Annotated in this window: 16 protein-coding genes and 1 tRNA gene; 12 read left to right on the top strand and 5 right to left on the bottom strand. The window is 42.9% G+C overall.

What is annotated here, in order from left to right; genetic code table 11:
• Positions 1–109 precede the first annotated feature (109 nt).
• Positions 110–3,907, bottom strand: coding sequence for a methionine synthase (gene metH / locus Q0890_RS12735; protein WP_299221589.1), 3,798 nt, complete (start codon positions 3,905–3,907; stop codon positions 110–112).
• A gap of 678 nt (positions 3,908–4,585) precedes the next feature.
• Here metH and Q0890_RS12730 point away from each other — a divergent pair.
• Both Q0890_RS12730 and Q0890_RS12725 read left to right on the top strand, forming a co-directional pair.
• The gene (locus Q0890_RS12730; RefSeq protein WP_299221586.1) at positions 4,586–5,167 is read left to right on the top strand and encodes a fasciclin domain-containing protein; all 582 of its coding nucleotides are present in this window, start codon (positions 4,586–4,588) and stop codon (positions 5,165–5,167) included.
• 117 nt (positions 5,168–5,284) lie between these two features.
• Positions 5,285–5,920, top strand: coding sequence for a fasciclin domain-containing protein (locus tag Q0890_RS12725; RefSeq protein ID WP_299221584.1), 636 nt, complete (start codon positions 5,285–5,287; stop codon positions 5,918–5,920).
• A gap of 226 nt (positions 5,921–6,146) precedes the next feature.
• Here Q0890_RS12725 and Q0890_RS12720 read toward each other — a convergent pair whose 3' ends face one another.
• On the bottom strand, positions 6,147–7,694 hold the full coding sequence (locus Q0890_RS12720; protein WP_299221582.1) for a sodium:alanine symporter family protein: 1,548 nt from the start codon (positions 7,692–7,694) through the stop codon (positions 6,147–6,149).
• Positions 7,695–8,646: 952 nt separating this feature from the next.
• Between Q0890_RS12720 and Q0890_RS12715 the strand changes: the two genes are divergently transcribed.
• The 4 genes from Q0890_RS12715 (at position 8,647) to Q0890_RS12700 (ending at position 12,277) form a co-directional block, all read left to right on the top strand.
• Positions 8,647–9,276, top strand: a complete 630-nt coding sequence (locus tag Q0890_RS12715) for a LemA family protein (protein WP_299221580.1) — start codon at positions 8,647–8,649, stop codon at positions 9,274–9,276.
• Positions 9,277–9,429: 153 nt separating this feature from the next.
• Positions 9,430–10,587, top strand: coding sequence for a TPM domain-containing protein (locus Q0890_RS12710; RefSeq protein ID WP_299221577.1), 1,158 nt, complete (start codon positions 9,430–9,432; stop codon positions 10,585–10,587).
• Positions 10,588–10,703: 116 nt separating this feature from the next.
• Entirely contained in the window at positions 10,704–11,234 is a 531-nt protein-coding gene (locus tag Q0890_RS12705) for a TPM domain-containing protein (protein WP_299221574.1), read from the top strand.
• A gap of 44 nt (positions 11,235–11,278) precedes the next feature.
• Complete coding sequence (locus Q0890_RS12700) at positions 11,279–12,277, top strand: adenosine deaminase (RefSeq protein ID WP_299221571.1); 999 nt, start codon at positions 11,279–11,281, stop codon at positions 12,275–12,277.
• A 125-nt stretch (positions 12,278–12,402) separates the two neighbouring features.
• Here the strand turns inward: Q0890_RS12700 and Q0890_RS12695 are convergent, their stop codons facing one another.
• The gene (locus Q0890_RS12695; protein ID WP_299221569.1) at positions 12,403–13,206 is read right to left on the bottom strand and encodes an NAD-dependent deacylase; all 804 of its coding nucleotides are present in this window, start codon (positions 13,204–13,206) and stop codon (positions 12,403–12,405) included.
• A gap of 35 nt (positions 13,207–13,241) precedes the next feature.
• On the opposite strand from Q0890_RS12695, the gene Q0890_RS12690 reads away from it, so the two are divergent.
• Entirely contained in the window at positions 13,242–13,610 is a 369-nt protein-coding gene (locus Q0890_RS12690; RefSeq protein WP_299221566.1) for a hypothetical protein, read from the top strand.
• Between the two features lie 577 nt (positions 13,611–14,187).
• Here Q0890_RS12690 and Q0890_RS12685 read toward each other — a convergent pair.
• Positions 14,188–14,264: transfer RNA gene (locus Q0890_RS12685), tRNA-Arg, on the bottom strand.
• 379 nt (positions 14,265–14,643) lie between these two features.
• On the opposite strand from Q0890_RS12685, the gene Q0890_RS12680 reads away from it, so the two are divergent.
• The 4 genes from Q0890_RS12680 to queF all read left to right on the top strand — a co-directional run bounded on the left by Q0890_RS12680 (position 14,644) and on the right by queF (position 18,274).
• Positions 14,644–15,324 carry a c-type cytochrome gene (locus tag Q0890_RS12680; RefSeq protein WP_299221563.1) on the top strand — a complete coding sequence of 227 codons (681 nt, stop codon included), beginning with the start codon at positions 14,644–14,646 and terminating at the stop codon, positions 15,322–15,324.
• A gap of 228 nt (positions 15,325–15,552) precedes the next feature.
• Positions 15,553–16,515 (top strand): ABC transporter ATP-binding protein, encoded by a 963-nt coding sequence (locus Q0890_RS12675; protein ID WP_299221560.1) that lies wholly within the window; start codon positions 15,553–15,555, stop codon positions 16,513–16,515.
• Between the two features lie 29 nt (positions 16,516–16,544).
• Positions 16,545–17,318 (top strand): ABC transporter permease, encoded by a 774-nt coding sequence (locus tag Q0890_RS12670; protein WP_299221679.1) that lies wholly within the window; start codon positions 16,545–16,547, stop codon positions 17,316–17,318.
• Between the two features lie 71 nt (positions 17,319–17,389).
• Entirely contained in the window at positions 17,390–18,274 is an 885-nt protein-coding gene (queF, locus tag Q0890_RS12665) for an NADPH-dependent 7-cyano-7-deazaguanine reductase QueF (RefSeq protein WP_299221557.1), read from the top strand.
• A 119-nt stretch (positions 18,275–18,393) separates the two neighbouring features.
• Here queF and Q0890_RS12660 read toward each other — a convergent pair whose 3' ends face one another.
• Positions 18,394–20,112, bottom strand: coding sequence for a proline--tRNA ligase (locus tag Q0890_RS12660; RefSeq protein WP_299221554.1), 1,719 nt, complete (start codon positions 20,110–20,112; stop codon positions 18,394–18,396).
• 544 nt (positions 20,113–20,656) lie between these two features.
• On the opposite strand from Q0890_RS12660, the gene Q0890_RS12655 reads away from it, so the two are divergent.
• The gene (locus Q0890_RS12655; RefSeq protein WP_299221551.1) at positions 20,657–21,418 is read left to right on the top strand and encodes a DUF4230 domain-containing protein; all 762 of its coding nucleotides are present in this window, start codon (positions 20,657–20,659) and stop codon (positions 21,416–21,418) included.
• Positions 21,419–21,426: the final 8 nt, after the last annotated feature.

The raw sequence follows: 21,426 nt of genomic DNA, 5'->3' as shown, positions 1-21,426 counted from the left end.
CGCTAAATTCGTTCTAGTGTGCTATGCCACCTCTAATTCCGATAGCAGGATTAGCTACAACAGCCAATCCCGCATCAAAAAACGTTCTAGAAAACTTAAACGAAAATCCCTAAGACAAATTCGGATTCAACCACTTCTCAGCTGTCGCCATATCCCAATCTTTGCGCGCCGCATAGCTCTCTACCTGATCACGGCTGATTTTACCGACATTAAAGTATTCGCTATCCGGATGCGAGTAATAAAAGCCGCTGACAGATGACGCTGGCCACATCGCGTAGCTTTCGGTTAGTGTTGTGCCGATAGCCTCCACTGTGCCCAGCCACTCAAACAATTTGCCTTTTTCGGTATGCTCAGGACAGGCAGGATAGCCGGGAGCTGGGCGGATGCCGACATATTTTTCTTTAATTAGCTCATCATTGGTCAGAGTCTCATCAGCCTGATAGCCCCAATATTCTTTGCGAATCCGCTCATGTAGATGCTCAGCGAATGCTTCGGCTAAGCGATCAGATAATGCTTGTACCATGATGGCATTATAATCATCGCCCGCCGCTTTATACTTTTCAGCGAGTGCTTCTGTTCCGACGATAGAGACGGTAAAGCCACCGATATGATCAGTATGCGTGTTCGACGGTGAGATAAAGTCCGCCAAGCTAAGGTTTGGCTTACCGCTGGCTTTATCGCTTTGCTGGCGCAGATGCTCAAAGGTATGCGTTGGCTGTCCTCCATCTTCAGGCACTCTGTCATAAACAGTGACGGTATCTGCGCCAGTGCGCTTAGCTGGCATAATTTTAAACACCCCTTTAGCGACGACTAACTTTTCCTCGATCATCTTTTGTAGTAGGTCTTGCGCATTGTCAAACAAATCGCGCGCGGCTTCACCGACGACCTCATCTTGCAATATTTTAGGGTATTTGCCTGTCAGTCCCCACGAGATAAAGAACGGCGTCCAGTCGATATAAGGCAGCAAGGTTGCGATCGGATAATCATCAAGTATCACTTGGCCAAGTTTATTGGGCGCAGGTGGCACATAGTTGTCCCAATCATAGTCAAAGCCAAGCTTGATAGCATCCGCATAAGATATCTTGGCCGCTTTGGGCTGACGCTTGGCCAGACGCTCGCGCACCTTGATATACTCTTCGCGGGTCTCATCAATAAGACCTTGACGATTTTCCTTAGAGAGCAGTTTGGTGACCACGCCGACCGAGCGTGAGGCGTCCGAGACATAGATGACCGCATTGTTTTGATACTGCGGTTCGACTTTTACCGCCGTGTGCGCCTTGGAGGTGGTGGCGCCGCCGATCATTAGGGGCAGGGTTATGCCGCGCTCTTGCATTTGTTTGGCGACATAGACCATCTCATCGAGGCTAGGGGTAATCAATCCTGATAAGCCGATAATATCGACTTTCTCGCTAATAGCGGTATCGAGGATTTTTTCGCACGGCACCATCACGCCAAGATCAAGGATGTCATAGCCATTACAGCCGAGCACCACGCCGACGATGTTTTTGCCGATGTCATGTACATCCCCCTTGACGGTTGCCATCAGGATCTTACCTTTGACTTCGCCCTCGACCTTTTCTGCTTCGATATACGGGTTGAGCCAAGCGACCGATTGTTTCATGACGCGTGCCGACTTGACCACTTGCGGTAAAAACATTTTACCCGAGCCAAATAAGTCACCGACGATGTTCATGCCATCCATCAGTGGCCCTTCGATAACATCGAGCGGTTTGGGATATTTCTCCCATGCTTCTTTGGTATCAGCTTCGATAAAGGTGGTGATGCCTTTGACCAGTGCATGGGCGATGCGCTCTTCTACCGTGCCCTCACGCCAGCTCATATCGACGGTGCTGTCTTTTTTCTTGCCGCCATCTTGATAGCTCTCAGCGATAGTCATCAGGCGTTCGGTGGCATCCTGACCTGTCTCGCCTTGATTGCGATTAAGCATGACATCCTCAATCGCCTCGCGCGCCTCAACAGGGATGTCGTCATAGACTTCAAGCATCGACGGGTTGACGATACCCATGGTCAAGCCGTTTTTGATCGCATGATAAAGAAATACTGAGTTAATCGCTTCACGAATCGGGTTACCACGGAAGCTAAATGAGACGTTGGAGACGCCGCCTGACACCATAGCATTGGGCAGGTTGTCCGTGATCCATTTAGTCGCGTTAATAAAGTCCGCGCCGTAATTATTGTGCTCGGTAATACCAGTTGCGACCGCAAAAATATTAGGGTCAAAGATAATGTCCTCAGACGGGAAGCCGACCTCATCAACGAGTACGTCATAGCTGCGCTGACAGATCTGGATTTTGCGCTCATAAGTATCTGCTTGCCCATCTTCATCAAAGGCCATGACGATGACAGCGGCGCCATAGCGCATACAGAGCTTGGCATGACGGACAAACTCGTCATAGCCTTCTTTTAAGGAGATGGAGTTGACGACCGATTTGCCCTGAATACGTTTAAGCCCTTCTTCGATGATGTCCCATTTAGAGGAGTCCATCATGAGCGGCACACGGCTGATATCTGGCTCACCTGAGACCAAATTGACAAAATGAATCATCGCCTGCTTGGAGTCGAGCATGCCCTCATCCATATTAATATCGACGATTTGCGCGCCGCCTTCGACCTGATCGCGGGCTACGTCCAAAGCTTCAGTGTAAGCTTCGGTTTTGATCAGACGCAAAAATTTCTTGGAGCCAGTGACGTTAGTACGCTCACCGACGTTGACAAACAGACTATCTGCAGTGATGTTAAATGGCTCAAGTCCAGACAGACGGCAGGCAGGTGCAATCTCTGGTATCTTGCGCGGTGAGTAGTTTGCCACCATATCCGCAATGTGGCGAATATGCTCAGGTGTGGTACCGCAGCAGCCGCCGACGATGTTTAAGATGCCCGCTTTGGCAAAGCCTTCTAGCAGAGTAGCGGTTTCTTTAGCAGTTTCATCGTATTCACCAAACTCATTGGGCAGCCCAGCATTTGGATGCGCTGAGACATAAGTGTCAGCGATGTTCGATAGCGTCTGAATATGCGGGCGCAGCGCATCAGCACCAAGCGCACAGTTAAAGCCAACAGATAGCGGTTTGGCGTGACGGATAGAGTTATAAAACGCCTCAGCCGTTTGACCAGATAGGGTACGGCCTGAGGCGTCGGTGATCGTCCCCGATATCATAATTGGTAATTCAAAACCAATATCGTCAAACACGCCTGTGATGGCAAATATCGCCGCTTTAGCATTTAGCGTATCAAAGATGGTCTCAATTAAAATGATATCGACGCCGCCTTCTATTAACGCCAGCGTCGCCTCACGGTAATTGAGCACTAGCTCATCAAAGGTAATGTTACGAAAAGCAGGGTCGTTAACATCAGGGGACAGCGAGCAGGTGCGAGAGGTGGGCCCGATGACCCCTGCGACAAAGCGCGGCTTATCAGGGGTTTTAGCGGTAAATTCATCAGCAGCTTCACGAGCAATTTTGGCAGCGGTCTTGTTTAGCTCTGGCACCAAATATTCCATATCGTAGTCAGACATCGACAAACGCGTGCCGTTAAAACTATTGGTCTCGATAATATCAGCGCCCGCTGCAAGATGATCGCGATGAATGTCACGTATCATCTGCGGCTGCGTGAGCACCAGCAGATCATTATTACCGCGTACGTCTTGCTCGATATCAGCGAAGCGCTCACCGCGATAGTCCGCCTCCTCAAGCTTATAGGTCTGAATCTGTGTCCCCATCGCGCCATCTAACATCAAAATACGCGACTTCATTTGCTCAGTGATACGCACGCGAGCGGTTAGCTGCTGTTCTTTAAAAGGAAAGCTAGCAGGCGGCGCTAGGACAAAGTCGTCCGCTGCTTGTAGGTGGTTGGTTGGCAAAGAAGTTTGTGAGGCTGTCTGTTGAGTCATAGGTACACTGCTTGTATCGTAATTATCATAAAAAAAGAGAAAAAGAAAAATTCATAAATTATAGGAAATAAGAAAGCACAAATCTGCAATATTCTAGCATGAAAAATATAGCGCTTATCAGTATGTTTTTATTGATATCCAACAATAAAAATGAGGGTTTTATCAGCTAAATCTAAGAATGCTTATCACGCCAAAGTCATGCTTAAAGGTCATCCTATATCCTTTTGTGTGAATACAAGGCAGCTTTACTGTCTATTGAATCTGTAAAGTATTCCATCACTAAATTAAAAAATAAGCCATGTAAGAAAACTGACAAAACTTACAAGGGGATGACAAAAAATAGCGTAAATGCAGATAGTTAAAGTTGTATGTCATGCTAACTTTGGCTTCGTAAGGTTTGGTTGCCCGTAAGTATAGCTTATAAGCTCTCGGATGATAATGGTGAACTATTATACTAAGCGGTGTACATATTATTTCTAACATTCAGACGCCTATATACGTGTATTAATACATGACTGTATAGCGTGATTCTTGAGATTTAGTTAAATAGATGGTTAGACTGTGTAGATAGTAAGTCACTATGTATAAGTTGATTTACCAAAACCTTACCTTTAAAAAGCACCATTCATAATTTTTAAATTCGCAATCAGGATAGACTTCAATATCAAGGATATGAATATGAAACTTACTAAACTTGCTACTATCGGCACACTGGCTGTATCAATTGCTGGCTTAAGCGCTTGTAACAATATGATGCCAGCTAAAGAAGCAACGATGCCAGCAAAACAGGCACAACAAGCTCAGCAAGCAACTACTCAAAGTGAAGCGGTAGCTGCAATGAATGTGGTACAAGTGGCTCAAAGCAGTCCTGAATTTTCGACCTTGGTTGAAGCGGTACAAGCTGCTGGTATAGCTGGTCCGTTATCTAATCCTGATGCAAACCTTACCATCCTTGCACCAACCAATGCAGCGTTTGCTGAAGCTTTGCAAGAAACTGGTATGACTAAAGAGCAGCTTTTTGCAAACAAGCCAGCTTTAACTAAGATTTTGGGCTACCACGTAATCAATGGTCCAGCACCTGTATATGCCAAAGATGTGCAGCCAGGTAACGTTATGATGCTCAGCAAAGACACACTGATGATTACACCTGAAGGCAAACTGATGGATGAGAGTGGTCGTACTGCTAATATCTTACAAACAGACATCGCAGCCAGCAATGGTGTCGTACATGTTATTGATAAAGTACTGTTACCGCAGTAAATGAGACACGTAGTCGTTTTTTTATTCCCTGCTCTAAAACTTTATTCTATGCTTTAAATACAATGCATATAGCAATGAATAAGAAACCATCTGCTTAATTTTTATAAGGATAGACCCATGTTAAAAAAGACTTTATTATCTCTCGCAATCGCCGCATCGGCCGTATCTTTGGTAGCTTGTAATGATGCAGAGACAGTTGCAGAACCTACTGAGGCCGAAATGACAACTGAACCGATGGTTGAACCTGAACCAATGGTTGAAACTGAGCCAATGGAAGAGCCTGAAGTTATCGCGGATCCTGAAGTAACGACTGAAGAAAGTACCGCCACGCAAAATATCGTTGAACTTGCTTCTGACAACAATGATTTAACCATTTTAACAGCGGCGCTTGAAGCTTCTGGTCTGGATCAAACTCTAATGGATTCAGGCAGTGAGTTCACTGTATTTGCGCCTACAGACGCTGCATTTGCTGATGCATTGACGAAGCTTGATGTCACCAAAGAAGAGCTATTGGCTGATAAAGACATGTTGACCAATGTACTGTCATATCATGTTATCCCAAGTATGATAGTAAAATCCGCCGATATCCCTTACGGTACAGATATTGAGACAGTAAATGGCCAAGCGTTTTCTATTAGCGAAGCCAATATTATCACAGATGCTAGCGGCAACACGTCCAATATTACTCAACCAGATGTAATGGCAACCAATGGGGTTGTTCATGTGATCGATACCGTATTAATGCCTAAATAATAGGTTGTTATTAAAGATAGTATGATTCGAACCCCCGTCAATGCTAAGACTAAAACTCAGCCAAGCGTGCTGGGTTTTTTATTGGGTTAAAGACTGTCTGTGCATATTATCAACGATAGTAATTGCCAGTAATAGATAGGGCATAATGAAGCGCATAAAAAAGCCTGAGACCATTGCCTCAGGCTTTTTATATTATATTAGTACACGATAGCTGCTTTAAAGAGTCTTATTTAGGCTCTTTATGTAGAGGACTTTCAGCCATTCTTTGTTGCTCTTTTAAATGGCGTGCTTCCCAATATGGCGCATTCTTAATACCGTATTTTGCAGGATCAAAGCTATAGCGCTTAACACCCGCTTTACGCTGTGCTTCATAGTCTTTGAGCATGGTAAGTGTTGGACGTGCAACGATAAAGATAACAAGAATACCAACGATATTAAGCCATGCCATCAGACCAACACCGATATCACCGATAGCCCAAATATAACCAGCTGAGTTTAGACCACCATAAGCAACCATTGCCATGATGAGAATTTTAACTAAGAATAAACCCGTCTTGTTTGCGTTACGACCCAAAAAGCGAGTCAAATAAGCCACGTTTACTTCAGCGATATAGTAGTAAGCCAGAATAGTGGTAAAGGCAAAGAAGAATACTGCGACAGCAATGAAAGTATCACCGAATGAGCCGTATACTGATTCCATCGCCATTTGTGTAAAGGCAGGCGCGTTAATTTCAGTAGTCGCTGCTACGTTTTGAACGATGAACTGACCATCAGGTAGCGTACCTTGAATATTATAAGTACCCATCGTGAGAATCATAAAGGCCGTAGCAGAACATACTAAGATAGTATCGACATAGACTGAGAATGCCTGTACCAAACCTTGCTGTGATGGATGCTGAACTTCAGCTGCCGCTGCTGCATGAGGACCGGTACCTTGACCTGCTTCGTTTGAGTAAATACCACGTTTAACCCCCCAACCGATTGCCGCACCAAAACCTGCTTGAGCAGTAAAGGCGTCACCAACGATCAGACCAAAAACTTGAGGGATCATATCGAAGTTTGTAAACATGATAATCAAGGCTAAAACAATATAGCCTAGTGCCATAAAAGGAACTGCAAACTCAGTAAAGGTTGCAATACGCTTAATACCACCAAAAATGATAATCCCTAACACGACTAAGATGATTACTAACGCAACCAGACGCATAGAGCCAACTTCTAAGCTCCCGACGCTCATCATAGTGCCTTCACCCATTACCTGTGCAAATGCACTGATAACACCGTTTGCTTGTACACCCGGTAAGAACATACCGCAAGCTAAGATAGAGGAGACTGCAAAAAGGATCCCATACCATTTTTGGCCAAGTGCGCGCTCAAAGTAATATGCCGGGCCACCGCGATATTCGCCAGTCACCACATCTTTTTCTTTATAGATCTGTGCCAGTGTCGATTCAACGTAAGCAGTAGATGCTCCTAAGAACGCTACAATCCACATCCAAAATACGGCACCAGGACCACCGAAGCCAATGGCAGCAGCAACACCTGCAATGTTACCCATACCCACGCGTCCTGCGAGTGAGACAGCTAACGCCTGAAAAGATGAGATACCCTGTTCACTAGATTTACCCGTAAACAGTAGTTTTACCATTTCACTGAACAAACGCACTTGTACAAAGCGCGTCATAATAGAATAAAACAGACCTGCGCCCAAACACAGGTAGATCAGAGCCGGGCTCCAAATAATTCCGTTTACTAAACTGACTAAACTTTCCATATTATGTCTTCCTCAAACGTCCTTAAAATAGCGATAAAGGATATTAAACATCGTACTAAACTCAGGCTTAATATCTTTTTAACCGCTTAGGATGGATTGTAAATGTCTGTATTTATCCGCTTGGCTTATCAAGTAACACAAACAGTGTTAATAGATCCTAGCTGCGGTCGCAAGTCCTTTTGCCTTTCTGGTTGTCACAATATTATGACGTATAACGCAGTAAGAATAGGTAGGTAAAAAATAGACCAGCGGATAAAACAAATAATTATTATAATCAAATACGCATCAATCAATAATCTGATGGCATTCAACCATTTACGTTATTCTTGTTTGCTAACAGCTTACAAACTTATAGTACACGAACATGAACCTTAGATTATCGTTAGACATTTTAGTAAATGCTAAATGATAACAGTAAGAAAACCGTTCACTAGCTATAATATTTGTCACCAAAACAAAAACGATTTTTCGTTTTATACTGCGCTAATATCAAATAAATAACAACTCCACTACCGAATGTATGCAAACCATACGGTTAAGTAACTGCAATTTGCCACAATTTCTTTATAATTACTAGATTTTTTTTTGAATTATCCGTGTATGTAATTTTCAATAATTGATTTGTTAAATCGATATAGGACTATTAAATGTATTGTTAGATAGTGTCGTACTAGGATTTGAGGACCTTTTATCAACTGCTTGCATACTGTTATCGATATTGTAGAAATTGATTAGGTCATAATAAAAATAAAGGTAGAATAGTAAATTGACGCACAATAAAAAAGTCAGCAGTCCTATTTTGCGGTTGTGTTTTAGTAACGATGAATTGTAAAAAAGCGGCTATGTCGCCATTATTAGCAGCACAATTAAAGACAATCGTTTGTCTGTGACATTACAAGTTATTATTTGGTATAAATGGCTAAGCAGTTAATTATTATTAGGAGAAACAGAGATGACGCGTAAATCTATTATAAAACCTATGTTGTTATCAGCAGTATTGGCAACCTCAACCGTAGGTTTGTCAGGCTGTGGTTATAACAATTTGCAATCACAAGATGAGCAAGTCACAGCAGCTTGGTCAGAAGTGGTCAACCAATATCAGCGCCGTTCGGATCTGGTGCCAAACTTGGTAAAAGTTGTGCAACAATATGCAGACCAAGAGCAAGAGGTGTTCACTCAGGTGGCAGAAGCGCGTTCGCGTGCAGGTAGCATCAATATAACGCCAGAAGTACTCAATGACCCACAAGCGATGGAACGTTATGCTGAAGCCCAAGCTCAGATGGGGGGAGCATTGTCACGTCTGATGGCAGTGTCCGAACGTTACCCTGAGCTCAAATCTGACGCTTTGTTTCAAGACTTGCAGGCACAGTTAGAAGGAACTGAAAATCGTATTACAGTAGCTCGTAATCGTTATATTCAAGAAGTGCAGGGCTACAATACAACGGTACGTCAGTTCCCAACTAATATCACAGCCAAAGTGTTCGGTATGGATACTAAGCCGAACTTTACAGTTGCTAATGAAGAAGAGATCTCGACCGCACCTACAGTTGATTTTGGAGATGATGAAGCTACTGCACAATAAAGTCAGCGTTTTGGGTCAAAAAGCGGCGTTTAGTAGTAGCTTTACTCGCTATCTATGATTAGTCGCTATTCACAAAGGTGCAAAAAAGACTCCTATTTATAATAAGTCATAATTTCGTTCAGCAAGCGTGTCACTAAAGGTGGTATAGATTAGATGAAGAATTCAAAAGCAATCGTCTCGGCATTATTATTAACACTCAGCGCGGGCAATACAACGCTGCTGCATGCTGCGCCGGATGATGCTAATGTTGCGACAGCTGAGAGTGCGACCGATGCGCAAATGCAGACCCGTAGCGTTGAGGACTTAGTAGCGATCGCTAAAGCTGGCGAGGCGAATGAAGCCATTAATGATGCGGTACTTGGTAACGACGCTATTGGAGGCACCATACTTGGTAATGAGGCTATCAATCCAAATGCTGCCAATGATGAAGCCATAGCAGAGTCTCAGGCCACTGTACAGCCACCTGTGCAATCTGATGCGGCTAATGTTGATGCTGATAAGCTCATATTAAATCAACCAGTCGTTGATCAAGCAAATATACTAAATCCGCAAGAGAAACAGCGTTTAGAGACCCAGCTTAGGAATATCTACCAGCAAGGTCTAGCTCAAGCAGCAATCGTCATCGTACCTAGCACAAATGGCTTACCGATATTTGACTATGCTTTACAGGTTGCTAATAAGTGGGAGCTTGGGGAGGAGGACATTGATGACGGCTTACTGATTGTGGTAGCAGTCAATGATCGTGACATGTATATCTTAACGGGTTATGGGTTGGAAGGCGTGTTGCCGGATGCGGCGGTCAATCGTATTATCCGTGAGGATATTACGCCACTATTCAAGCAAAACAACTATGGATCTGGGTTATTGGCAGGTGTTGGTGCACTTGAAGCTCGACTCACTGCTGATACTGACGTGCTGGCTCGTGCCGATGCTCAAGCCGCAGAACGTAACGCTCAGCAAGGTTCGGATGAACCATCAACGCCTGTTTTTTTGTTCATCATGGCGATGATTTTTGGTAAGTTTATTACTAGTATTTTTGGACGAGTATTTGGCTCTATCTTAACGGCTGGTGGTTTCTTTGCTGGTTCTTTAGCATTGGGTGGCGGATTCTTTATGACTGTCATTATGGCCATCTTTATCTGGATGTTCTTAATTGCTAGAGGTTCAGGCGGCGGTGGTCGTGGTGGACGCGGCGGCGGCGGTTTAATTTTCTTACCTGGACTTGGTGGCGGCGGCGGTGGCTTCGGCGGCGGCGGCTTCGGCGGCGGCGGTGGCGGCTTTGGTGGTGGCGGTGCTGGTGGATCGTGGTAAGCCAACCATCATCATAACAATCGATTTGTAGCATTAAATATTAAGAACATTGCTTTTATAATTTGTTTGATAATGTATTAGACGACAATGAGCAATCGCCTACTTGAGGAAACATTATGGCACAAAACAACTTACCTTCATCAGAGGCAAGTTTTGCTCGCTGGTGGCGTCAAGTCTTGTTTGTTCCGATGCTGAACAGCAAATGGTTAACAGCAGAGGTTAAGGCCCGTTTAACAGCGAAAGTGACAGAAGCAGAGCAAGGTCATCGTGGCGAAGTTTTTTTGGTTATAGAAAACCATCTACCCATTCAAGAAGCTTATAGCACCAACTGCCGTGAGCGTGCTATCGATTTGTTTAGCGAATACCGTGTATGGGATACTGAAGAAAACACGGGGGTCTTGGTTTATGTCAATATCTGTGAGCATAAGCTGGAGATTGTCGCAGATCGTGGTATTAGCGCTCATGTCAGTCCTACAGTATGGCGTGCGATGTGTGACAAAGCAGTGACGGGCATTGCCAACAAAAAGTCAGAAGAAAGCTTGACTGATCTACTAGATGAGATAGGACAGCTATTGCGTCAGTATTACCACTTAGAGCATGACCCAGCAGGTAATGAGCTGTCTGATACGGTAGTCTTTTTAAAGTAGCTTCCACAAAATTATAGATAGGCAATTAAAGATAAGGAAATACTATGATTGATCTCATAAAAAAACTACCAAAGGCTGAATTGCATCTACATATCGAAGGTTCATTAGAGCCTGAGCTTATGTTTAGGCTGGCTAAAAAAAACAACATAGATATTCCTTATAAAGACATAGAGGACGTACGTAATGCTTATAATTTCACCAATCTACAGACTTTTTTAGACATTTATTACGCTGGTGCCAACGTACTTATCACAAAAGACGATTTTTATGATTTGACTTGGGAATATATCTTAAAATGTGTTGAAGACAATGTTATTCATACTGAGATATTCTTTGACCCTCAGACGCATACGGCAAGAGGCATCGCTTTTGAAACTGTAATCACTGGTATAAAAGAAGCGCTGGCTGATGCCAAAGAAAGATACGGTATTACTTCTGGTATTATCATGTGTTTTTTACGTCATTTATCACAGCAAGATGCTTTTGATACGTTAGAGGAGGCGATGGCATTTAAGGAGGATATCATTGGTGTTGGTCTTGATTCTTCAGAGCTTGGTAACCCGCCATCAAAATTCACAGAGGTATTTGAAAAGGCAAAAGAGGCAGGGTTTAAATTAGTCGCCCATGCAGGCGAAGAAGGTGACTTTTCTTATATTTATGAGGCTTTAGATTTATTGGGTATCGATAGAATAGACCACGGCGTGCAGTCGATTCATAGTGATACGCTTATGCAGCGGCTAAAAGAAGAGCAAATACCGCTTACGGTTTGCCCAAACTCAAATATTGAATTGAAAGTGTTTGAAGACTACAAAGCGCACAATATCAAAGAGCTTTTAGATTATGGTCTAAATGTGAGCGTCAATTCAGATGACCCAGCCTATTTTAAAGGTTATATTAACCAAAATTTTATCAACTTGTGTGACAACTTACCATTAACAGAAAACGACATTGTCACATTGGTAAAAAACTCTTTTAGATCATCTTTCATAGATGATGACCTAAAACAAGCTTACTTGGCTAAAGTGGATCATGTATTGCAGTAATTGTTTAATTGTTCAGGGGCAGCTCAAAACTTAATCATTTATATAAAGTACTATAAAGCATTTGGCTATTATTGATACCGTACGTATTTTGTCAGTAAATAGATGCTTTGAATTTTGTACAGCGATTATGCGAGAGCAGTCACTTTTTGCATTAGTAAAGGCATTGTCACGCCGGCGTTTGCAGCCAATGTGATATCCACGATGGTATTAGGCGTTGGATTTGGGTTTATCTCAATGACTGTTGCACCATTTTGCTGAGCTAATTGTGCCAGACCCGCAGCAGGGTATACCAAGCTTGATGTACCAATACTGATGAATACATCGCAATTAGCGGCAGCCTCTTCAGCCGTTTGCCATGCTCCTATAGGTAGCGCCTCACCAAACCAGACGATATCAGGTCTGATATAACCATCACACTGTTGGCATGTTATCACTCTATCATCGAAACTGATGGCTTTTTTACTACTATCTAAAGCTGCTGATTCATTTTGATAAAGTGTACCACAGTCGTGACAGCGATTACGCCACAGATGACCATGTAAATGAATGGCCTCACTACCAGCTTGTTCATGCAAATCATCGACGTTTTGTGTGACCAACGTAAAGTGCTGTTTGTGGTTTTTGGCGTCTTGTTGCCACTGGGCAAGCGCATAGTGAGCAGGATTGGGTTTTTTGTCATGCACCAGTTGTCTGCGCCATTGATACCACGACCATACCAAATGTGGGTCGCGAGCAAAGGCAGTGGGGCTTGCCAAATCCTCTGCTCGATAATGTTCCCAGAGACCAGTTTGCTTATCACGAAAAGTTGGAATGCCACTTTCTGCTGATATGCCTGCACCAGTTAGAATACAGATCTGTGGTCGAACCGCTAGCAATTTAGCAGCCCGATGTACTTCTGCTATTAGTTTTGGCGATAATTCTGCTACCATGACTTAACCCTTGCTAATAATGGATATACTTTTCTATGATAGACGGAATTTGGTGGCTTGTCATATTGCTAGCAGTCATTACAGTACTATGGCTGATAGCACATTTACGTAGTAATAAAGTTGATCCCAAAAGTGGAGCACACGCATCAACGGGTAAGAAGCCATTAACAAATGATAGCTTACAAAAGACAGCTGTTTTAATTAAAAAACACTTTCCTAATTATAGTACCAGCAGAAGAGCCAAGCATTTGCTAATTACCAAAGAGAATAAAAAGATTGCAATGATTACCATAGATAATAGTATCGCAGCTGGTGAGCGCCGCTTAGGAGAGGTGCCTATTATCAATTATCATCGAGTACCGAATCGAGCCCAGCTTGGTACTGACTTGCAAGAAATATGTTGAGCTCAACAAGCCAGCTACTTATCGCGTTGCCATCAGCCAAACAACAACCATTCCCCAGAATACAGACCCTACTGATAATGCTGCCATATAAAATACACTCATTACGTCTCCTAGACTTAACTCATACTATATTAAAATTTATAAACCGCTGGCTCGTTTAAACCTATCTTAAACATGCAATTAACGAGCCAAAAATATTCTGTACTTGCATCTATATTTGGTTACTAGAATATTACTATATATTCATTTAATTACATATAGTTACATAAATACCTAATAAGCAATAATACTTATGTTGCTTTTAAAATGTAAGTATTATTTCTAATAAAAGTAGTTTTTTTGTAAAGATTAAGCAAAGAAAGCAAAAAGGCGTATTTTTGCCATAAAGTAGCTTGCTCAAAAGAAAGGTTTAGGAGTGATAAAAGAGAAGGGTAGGTTTAGAGTAAACGGGTATTTGAATAGACAGGTATTTGATAAGAAAATTTTGGAAATGTCAGACACAGCATTACCGCTAAACCAAAATAGACAAGTTGGCTCAGTGGGATATACTTTAAAATAATAGATTGGTTACAATGATTGGTGCGCTCGGCGGGAATCGAACCCACGACCCTCGGCTTCGGAAACCGATACTCTATCCAACTGAGCTACGAGCGCATGTGATGAATTAACTGCTATGTAGAACGAGTCAAATCACTGCATGTATAAAACTGCATGCATAAAGTAAACTTGCAGTATAAGTCGTCGAAAAATAAAGACCGCTTAGTCTAACAAATAAAAGTAGTAAAGCCAATAAATGAAACGAGCTCTGAAGATTATTTGATAAATAATAAGATAGTCAGTAAACAGGCATGGCAATTGGTATACCTTTTCCCTTATAATGTTAGGGAAAATTCATATTCATAATCACCGATTACAAGTACGCTTGCCTTTGGAATGGTTGTTTGCCATTGATAACTAGATACTGTCAAAGGAAGATAGACAGAATGTCCAAGTCGTGCCAGCACTTGTATACGTAAATAAGAGAACGTGACGAATGAGAAAAGTAGTTATGTTATCGGCAGCTGCCATTCTAGGAATCGCTAGTATCGCAGTGAGCCAAGCTGAAGACGTTGCAGATACATCTGTAACGGTATCTGATGTAGCAGAAGCGCAAGAAGTGGTTGAAGATGCGCCTCAACAGCTAGGTGAAGAGCCACAAGCTGCCGCTAATACTACAAGCGACACTGCTCCTGTTGATGGTGCTCTACCTGCAGATGCTACGACTGAAGAGGGCGCAGCAACAGAAGAAACAGCGCAAGCAGCTCCTGCGGCTAATGAAGAGCCGATTCCTGAGGATACACCGCAAGTGCAAAAGCTCATTGCTTTATATCCCAATCTGATAGCCCGTATTCAACCAGTTGCTAAAGTCTGTTTTGAAGACGATGAGGTTTGTGATGTGACAGCCCGTTCCTCTGGTCCAGCAGCTGGCGATGGCCCTCGTGATGGTAAAGCGGTATATAACGCAGTATGTCAGACTTGCCATGCATCAGGACTGCTTGGTTCACCTATATTAGGTGATGCAGGTGCTTGGGGGCCACGTATAGCAAAAGGTACAGATACTTTATATACACATGCTATTAACGGCTTTAATGCTATGCCAGCGAAAGGTGGGGCCGATATTCCTGATGAAGAAGTCCAAAATGCTGTGGATTATATGGTAGGGGAAGCCAGCTAGTCTGCGTAGATATACGCGACAAAAAGTGGTTTTGTAATTACTGCCTTGATATGTCTTATATAAGATTGTAAAACGTCTATTTCGCTGATTGAGATAGACGTTTTTTTGTGATTGACGATTGATGAGATCAATAATGTCGTTATATATTGCTGTAGTTGAAATCTACTTATAGCAACCTCACATTAAGGCATTACAACATTTATTTTATAAATTTATAAAGAGGTATTCATGTCTGAGGTACCAGCGCTTTCTATCCAAAATCTATCCAAAACCTATGATAACGGGTTTTCGGCGCTAAAAGATGTCAGCCTAACGGTGCCACAAGGTGGTTTTTTTGCTTTGCTTGGCCCAAATGGTGCTGGCAAGTCAACAATGATTGGCATCATTAGCTCACTATTTAAACCAACAACTGGTAGCGTCAATATCTTTGGTACTGACCTTTTAACCGACCCCTCCGTTGCAAAACAGTATCTTGGTGTGGTACCACAAGAATTCAATTTTAACCAGTTTGAAAAAGTACAAGATATTTTGATTACTCAGGCCGGTTACTTTGGTATCCCAGCTAAGGAAGCACGACCACGGGCGAAACGACTGTTGACGGCGCTTGGCTTATGGGACAAGCGTGACAATAAGTCGCGGGAGCTATCAGGCGGTATGAAACGCCGTTTGATGATTGCACGAGCACTCATTCATAAACCAAAACTGTTGATTCTTGATGAGCCGACTGCTGGGGTAGATATTGAGCTGCGCCGCTCTATGTGGGAGTTTATGCAGCAGATTAATATTGAAGAAAATACGACTATTATTTTGACCACACATTATCTTGAAGAAGCTGAGCAGTTGTGTAAGCGTATTGCAATTTTAGATCATGGTGAAATCCGCATTAACACAGAAATGAAAAACCTATTGGCGCAGTTGTCGGTTGAAACCTTTGTACTCGATTTGGATACGCCGCTTACTCGTGAATTAAAATTAATAGATGTAACGGGTATAACACAACCAGATGATCAGACAATTGAAGTTACGCTCACTGAAGGTGAGTCATTAAACAACGTCTTTAGTCAATTGTCCGATCAAGGCATCACTGTCGCTAGTATGCGTACTAAAGCCAATCGCTTAGAAGAGTTGTTTATGCGCTTAGTTGACAAAAATATTCAAAGTGCAGACAGCATGAAGGAGGCAGGGTTATGAGTCAAGAAGCCTTAGATCATAATAAAACAATGTCATGGAGCAAAAAGTGGATTTCTTTTCGTACCATATGGTTAAAAGAGGTACGCCGAATTTTACGGATTTGGCCCCAAACACTGCTGCCGCCAGTTATTACGATGAGTCTATATTTTGTCATTTTTGGTAAAATGATTGGCTCGCGTGTGGGGGAGATGGGCGGTGTGCCTTACATGCAATTCATCGTCCCTGGCCTGATTATGATGTCGATCATTACTAATAGCTATTCTAATGTCGTCTCAAGCTTTTTTAGTGCCAAATTTACGGCCAGTATCGAGGAGCTACTCGTTTCACCCGTCTCTAAGCACTCTATTTTGATGGGCTATATTAGCGGTGGTATCTTTCGTGGACTGGCAATCGGTATTATTGTCTCGATAGTGGCGCTCTTTTTTACAGACCTTGGTATTGAGCATTTATTCGTGACAATATTTACGGTATTGGGTACATCCATTTTGTTCTCACTTGGTGGTTTTATCAACGCTGTATTCGCGCGCTCGTTTGATGATATCTCTATCATTCCAAGCTTTGTATTGACTCCGCTTACTTATCTTGGCGGTGTGTTTTATTCGATGGAGAATTTGTCTCCATTTTGGCAAAACGTTTCGTTATTAAATCCCATCGTTTATATGGTTAACTCGTTCCGTTACGGTATCTTAGGATATTCTGATGTCAATGTTTGGTATTCGATGGCAGCAATTTTTGTATTCTGCGCGATATTTTATACCATTGCCTATCGCTTACTCAGTAATGGATCGCGCGTGCGCTTGTAATCCTTATTATCTAAAAAGGTGCTTTGTCATCTTGGACATAAATTTTTAACGGTTTAATATCAGGAAGTTAAATGAGTATCCACGGTATTTTAGGTGAACAAACCACCGACTACCCAACTGAGTATAGTCCAGAGACGCTATATCCCATTGCTCGTCGTGCGGGACGTGATGCGATTGGCTGGCATGATGATAAGTTGGCAGTCGGTGTGGATTGGTGGCATGCTTTTGAGATGTCTTGGTTAAACCTGCAAGGTATCTCTCAAGTTGCCATCGCCCGCTTTGGTATTCCTGCCAGCTCACCATTCATTGTCGAATCAAAATCACTTAAATTGTACCTAAACAGCATTAACTTTACCGAGTTTGCCAGCTGGAACGACGTACAAGCGTTGATTGCTAAAGATTTATCAGCCTGCGTGCAAGCTAAGGTGCAGGTTGAGTTGTTTGGTTTAAAGGATGATTTGGATGATAAAACGACAGGTTTGTTGATTTCTCGGCCTGAGGGCGTCTGTATTGATGAGGCATTAGCAGGCAACACGGACAAAGTTGCATTGGCTGAACATCCTGATGCGTCATTGCTGAGTGAAAACGAAGTAGAAGCGAGCGGTGAAAGTGTGGCAAGTGATGGTACTCAGCCGTATACCTTTTATTCCAATCTACTGCGTAGTAATTGTCCGGTGACCAATCAACCAGATTGGGGGACTCTGTCTGTAACGATTACGACTGACAAAATTTTTAATAATGCGAATATGCTGCGTTATATATTGAGCTTCCGTCAGCACAATGGTTTCCATGAGCAATGTGTTGAACAGATATTCGCTAATTTGAGCGAGTATTATAAGCCAAGTGCGCTCATGGTTCGTGCTTGGTATACGCGCCGCGGTGGTGTCGATATCAATCCTTGCCGCGTCAGTGACATAGGTTTATTACCTAAACCAAGCCGTTTGATTCGTCAGTAATTGATAGGGTTTGTTTGGTATAATTTAGATTATATAGCCGACCTACTATAAAATAAAAAAGCGCCTATTTCACTTGATGAAATAGGCGCTTTTTTTTAGTACATTTTTTATCAGAAAAGCTACTTGCTACTTACTTTTGCCATGACTTCTTCGCGGCTTAGCATTTGCTTTTCTGTCTCGCGGCGATTGACGTACTCAAACTTACCTTCGGCCAAGTTACGGTCCGAGACCACGATACGATGCGGGATACCAATTAGCTCAAGATCAGCAAATTTGACCCCAGGGCGCTCGTTACGATCATCCAGTAGTACATTAATACCTTGTGCTTTTAATTCGTCATACAAAGCTGTTGCCGTTTGCATGACGGTTTCTTCTTTCGACTTCATCGGAATGATGGCCACTTCAAAAGGTGCAATCGAGTCATCAACCGCTGGTGTCTTTGGCCACATAATGCCATATTCGTCATTGTTTTGCTCGATAGCAGCGGCGATGATACGACTGACGCCAATACCATAGCAACCCATCATTAAGGTAACAGGCTTACCATCTTCACCAGATACGGTGGCATTCATCGCTTGGGAGTATTTGTCACCCAACTGGAAAATATGACCGACTTCGATGCCGCGCTTAATTTTTAGCGTGCCTTTACCGTCTGGAGAAGGGTCACCCTCTTGTACGTTGCGTATATCGACGATGCGGGTGATACGAGCATCGCGTGCCCAGTTCATACCGATGGCATGTTTGTTCACCTCATTAGCGCCAGTCACAAAATCTGATAACGATGCAGCCGAACGATCGACGAACACAGGCATATCTAAATCAACACCGATATAGCCTTTATGTAGGCCAGCAGCTTTTAGCTCTTCATCAGAAGCCATCGTTAACGGCACGTTAGCTTCTTCTATTTTTTCAGCTTTAATGGTATTTAGCTGATGATCACCGCGTAATACAATTGCGATTAACTGAGGCTCATCGTCTTCTGTATGACCATGTACAATCAAGGTTTTAACCGTGGTAGCTAAAGGAATGTCCAAGTGCTCAGCCACCATTTTACAAGTGGTCATCCCCTCTGTTAGCACGTCCTCACGCTGCATTTTAGGGGGTTGACGCTCAGCGGTATTGACAGATTCTGCCAGTTCTATATTAGCTGCATAATCAGAGGAGTCTGAAAATGCAATATCATCTTCACCACTATCAGCTAATACATGAAACTCGTGTGAAGCAAAACCACCGATAGAGCCAGTATCTGCTTGTACCGCACGAAAGTCTAAACCCAAGCGAGTAAAGATACGCGTATAAGCATGGAACATATCATGATAGGTTTTGGCGAGTGATGCTTGGTCGACATGAAATGAATACGCATCTTTCATTGTAAATTCACGCGCGCGCATTACGCCAAAACGGGGACGAATCTCATCACGGAACTTGCCTTGAATCTGAAAAAAGGTGATCGGCAGCTGTTTGTAACTACGCAGTTCACCTTGTGCAAGGTTGGTGATGACCTCTTCGTGAGTAGGACCCAATACAAAGTCGCGATCATGACGGTCTTTAAAACGTAATAGCTCTGGTCCATAGTCGTCGAAGCGACCCGTAGTTTCCCATAACTCAGCTGGCTGGGTCATGGGCATAAGAACCTCTTGAGCCCCAATATTTTGCATCTCTTCACGGACGATACGCTCAACTTTTTGTAAAATGCGTAGCCCCATAGGCAGCCAGATATATAATCCAGAAGCAATTTTACGAATAAGGCCGGCACGCACCATCAATTGGCTTGAAGCGATATCGGCGTCACTTGGGGTCTCTTTTAGAGTGGCGAACAAGAATTGACTGGCTTTCATAAATAAAGCGGAACCTTATCAACGATAAAATAAATAATAAATAAGGCGCTGAGCGTTGGATAGCTGCTACAAGCTTGCCTTTAATATATAACCTGATATAACTAATGATTTGATCGACGTGACAGTGTATAAATTAGCAATTTATAATCAAGATTTTTGTTCAAAACCTATCTAAAAGTAGGCTAATGTCAGTTAGTCTATATACGTTGACATTTCATCGATGCAATCAGACTATGTTAGGTAAAGTTTGCCTCATACGCAATGACTTTTTGTCTTTTACAATAGAACGCTATACAAACTTCAGTATAGGACAAAAAATGAAGCAAATATCTGATAGTTTTAGTATTCGTCGACGGTAAGAGTTGTAGTAAGTCTAAAAGCGCTTGAGTTTGTAAAATTTTGGACTAAGCAATTGTGTAGAAGATTAGTAGCCAATACTTGAAGTCATTTTAAAAAACGTTATTTATGCTATAGAGCTGTGCATAATTTAGCATTTGTAAATAACGTCTTTTAAGTGCCGTTAACAATATAAAAGGTAGCGCATATGACAACTTCTGATAATCGTACACCTAACAATGCTCGCGACAATATTAGTAAGCGCCCTAAACCAAAACAACCTACTGGAATAGCGACATGGATATTGTTAATTATTAGTTTTACGGCCTTAGCTTTTGCTGTTTATACTATAAATGATCGGACGGTAGAGGAACCGATTGAAACCGTCACTCGTGAAGGTGTGGTGACGCAGATTCAACAATTGAATCGGTTGCAGACCGTGGCTTTTAGCGTGGATACAGTGATTACCAGTGAGCGACAGGGCAGCTGGATGAAACTTTGGCAAGATGAGCAAAAAGGCTTGTTTATTGCTCGTGGTCGAGTAGATGCGGGCATAGATTTGAGCGCGTTGACGCCTGAGATGGTACAAGTCGTACAGCTTGAAGAGTCTAACGTAGGTGAAGATAAAGCAAAGACGGCGAGCGACAATAATACCGCGATGATGCCGCAGATCAATATTACCTTACCGCCATCAGAGATATTTTCAGTGTATCTAGACGACTTGGAGATCTATGACTGGCAAACAGGTGCTTTTGGTTTGATGCAGGTTGATCCTAAGATACTCGCGCAAGCACAGACAATGGCAAAAAAAGAAGTGCTGGAGCGGGCGTGCCGAGGTGATGTGATGAATATGGCGCTAAAAAATGCCCAAACGCAGCTGCAGCAATTGTTTGCGATGACTGGCGCAGTGGTGTCTGTGAACACACAAGGAGCAGGGGCTTGCCGATTGCCAGTCACTACCAATAGCTAAGCTAATAT

Origin of the sequence: uncultured Psychrobacter sp. (assembly GCF_947488565.1) — a bacterium.
Taxonomy (GTDB): Bacteria; Pseudomonadota; Gammaproteobacteria; order Pseudomonadales; family Moraxellaceae; genus Psychrobacter; species Psychrobacter saeujeotis.
This window is presented reverse-complemented; position numbering and strand designations above follow the sequence as displayed.